This is a genomic window from Candidatus Obscuribacterales bacterium, assembly GCA_036703605.1.
Taxonomy (GTDB): domain Bacteria; phylum Cyanobacteriota; class Cyanobacteriia; order RECH01; family RECH01; genus RECH01.
In genome coordinates this window covers 1-3,320 of sequence record DATNRH010000191.1, presented here as the reverse complement: position 1 = coordinate 3,320, position 3,320 = coordinate 1, and the positions used below count along the sequence as shown (strand labels likewise).

Sequence of the window (3,320 nt, the reverse complement as noted above, 5' to 3'; positions counted from 1 at the left end):
AGGATTGACCTTGAAGCCTGAGGAACTTGTGCAGGATAATAGGGCGATACAACCTGTACACTGGATGGAATGGCTCGCAGGCCCACCCTGATGCCCATAGTCAGACGCTAGGGCTTGGGGAGGGGATCACCTAGAGCCCGTGAGTGACTTAGCAAACCCAATCTCCTGCAGCGATCGTGACAGCACCCGGCAGCTATAAAGACACCGTCAATCTTCCTAAGACCGAGTTCAGTATGCGGGCGAACGCAACCCAGCGTGAACCAGAACTCCAACAGTTTTGGGCAGACCATAAAACCTATCGCACCCTGGCTGAGCAAAATCCGGGGGAACCCTTCACCCTGCACGATGGGCCGCCCTACGCCAACGGTACGTTGCACATGGGGCACGCGCTCAACAAAATCCTGAAGGACATTATTAATAAGTACCAACTGCTGAATGGTCGCAAAGCTCGCTACATTCCCGGCTGGGACTGTCACGGCTTGCCCATTGAGCTGAAGGTGCTCCAGGAGATGAAGCCGGAGGAACGGCGATCGCTCACCCCCATTGAGCTGCGGCGCAAGGCCAAGACTTGGGCCCTAGCTCAGGTGGAGCAGCAGCGGGAAAGCTTTAAGCGCTATGGCGTCTGGGGTGACTGGGATCAGCCCTACCTCACCCTTTTGCCCGAATACGAAGCGGCGCAAATTGGCGTCTTTGGGCAGATGGTGCTCAAGGGCTATATTTACCGAGGGCTGAAGTCGGTGCATTGGAGTCCTAGTTCACGGACGGCGCTGGCGGAGGCGGAACTGGAATATCCTGAAGGACATACCTCTCGCAGTATCTACGCGGCGTTCCCCATGGTGTCGGCGGCAGACTCGGCCCAGGCGATTGCCCCCTATATCGATCAGCTAGGCGTGGCCATCTGGACAACGACGCCTTGGACGATTCCCTCTAACCTAGCCGTGGCGGTGAATCCAGAGCTGACCTACGCGGTGGTGGAAGTAGAGGGGGGAGCGATCGCCTTCCCGTATCTCCTCGTTGCTAAGGACTTGGTGGAGCGGCTGGGGCAACTGCTGGGCGCAACGTTGACGGTGAAAGCGGAACTGCCCGGTAAGGCGCTGGAGTTTTCCACCTACCACCATCCCCTATTCGATCGCGATAGCCCGATTGTCATCGGTGGCGACTATGTGACCACGGAATCGGGGACGGGATTGGTGCATACCGCGCCGGGGCATGGGGTTGATGACTTTAACGTGGGTCAGCGCTACGGTCTAGACGTGCTTTGTCCCGTAGATGAAGGCGGCATCTTCACCGCAGAGGCGGGCCCCTTTGAGGGCTTGAATGTGCTCAAGGATGCCAATGAGGCGGTGATCAAGGCGTTGGTGGACGCCAAGTCGCTGCTGAAGGAAGAAGCCTACGTCCACAAATATCCCTACGACTGGCGCACCAAAAAGCCGACGATTTTCCGAGCCACAGAGCAGTGGTTTGCCTCGGTGGAAGGCTTTCGGGATGAGGCGCTGGCCGCTATTAAAGATGTGCGCTGGATTCCTGCCCAAGGCGAAAACCGCATCACCCCCATGGTGAGCGATCGCAGCGACTGGTGTATTTCTCGCCAGCGCACGTGGGGCGTGCCGATTCCCGTCTTCTACCACATCGAAACCGGTGAGGTGCTGCTGAATGCAGACACCATCGCCCATGTGCAGGCGCTGTTTGCTGAGCATGGATCCGATGTGTGGTGGGAATGGGACGTGGCCGACTTGCTGCCAGAAGCCTACCGTGCCCAAGCAGACCAGTATCGCCAGGGCATGGATACCATGGACGTCTGGTTCGACTCCGGTTCGTCCTGGGCCGCCGTGGCCATGCAGCGGGAAGGGCTCAGCTACCCAGTGGACATGTACCTGGAAGGATCGGATCAGCATCGAGGCTGGTTCCAGTCGAGCCTGTTAACCAGCGTGGCGACCCATGGTCATGCGCCCTACAAAACTGTGCTCACCCACGGCTTTGCCCTGGATGAACAAGGACGGAAGATGAGTAAATCCCTGGGCAATATCATCGATCCAGCCATCGTGATCAACGGCGGCAAAAACCAAAAGCAGGATCCGCCCTACGGTGCAGACGTTTTACGCCTATGGGTGTCGTCGGTGGACTATTCCTCCGATGTGCCCATTGGGAAAACTATCCTCAAGCAAATGGCGGATGTTTACCGCAAGATTCGCAATACATCGCGATTTTTGCTCGGCAACCTCCACGACTTTGACCCAGCCAAAGACGCCGTTGCCTACGATCAGCTCCCCGACCTGGATCGCTACATGCTGCATCGGATTAGCGAAGTCTTTACCGACGTCACTGACGCCTTCGAGAGCTTCCAGTTTTTCCGTTTCTTCCAGACGGTGCAAAACTTCTGCGTGGTGGATCTATCCAACTTCTACCTCGACAGCGCCAAGGATCGGCTATACATCAGCTCCGACCAGGCCCTACGCCGCCGCAGTTGCCAAACCGTGTTGGCGATCGCCCTGGAAAATCTGGCGAAAGCGATCGCTCCGGTTTTGTCCCACATGGCTGAAGATATCTGGCAGTTTTTGCCCTATCCCACCGCCCAAACATCCGTCTTTGCCGCTGGTTGGGTGCAGATCGATCCGCAGTGGAAGCAGCCCGAGCTAGCCAAGACCTGGGTGGAACTGCGCCGCATTCGTGACGAGGTGAACCGGGTTCTAGAAACAGCGCGATCGGACAAGGCGATCGGCTCCTCCCTGGAAGCTAAGCTGTTGCTCTACGTCGCCGATGCGGATCTGCAGCAAGCGATGGCGGCGCTCAATCCCACGAGCCTAGACGGCAATGGGGTGGATGAACTGCGCTATCTATTCCTTACCTCCCAGGTGGAGATCTTAGACTCCCCCGCAGCGCTGACGGGCTTGAAGTACAGCAGTCAGTCGGATGCGCTGGGCATTGGCGTTACGGATGCGGACGGAGAGAAGTGCGATCGCTGCTGGAACTACTCAACCCACGTGGGTGAATCTGCCGAGCATCCCCTGCTCTGTGAACGCTGCGTGCCGGCCCTAGAGGGGCAATTCTAGGGCGTGGGTTCTTGCCGCCGAGGACATTTTTATACAACTGTCCGGATTGATGCTCTATCCCTGGAAGATTGAAGTGGTAGATGCACCCTGATTTAAACCCCCGCCCTTGCAACACAAGGGTTCGGGGTTTTTTATTGCCCAAAAATGGGGTTCCAGGGAGCGATCGCTTCGTAATGCATTGATCCTGTGCTGATCGTGAAGATTGTCTGAAGCTAGCTATGTAACACACTGAAATGAGCGTACTATGCAGGCACCAGTCTGTATAACTAC

1 protein-coding gene is annotated in these 3,320 nt (G+C 57.0%); it reads left to right on the top strand.

The features are described 5' to 3' along the window. Positions 1 to 176 precede the first annotated feature (176 nt). The gene (ileS, locus tag V6D20_04035; GenBank protein ID HEY9814961.1) at positions 177 to 3,050 is read left to right on the top strand and encodes an isoleucine--tRNA ligase; all 2,874 of its coding nucleotides are present in this window, start codon (positions 177 to 179) and stop codon (positions 3,048 to 3,050) included. Positions 3,051 to 3,320: the final 270 nt, after the last annotated feature.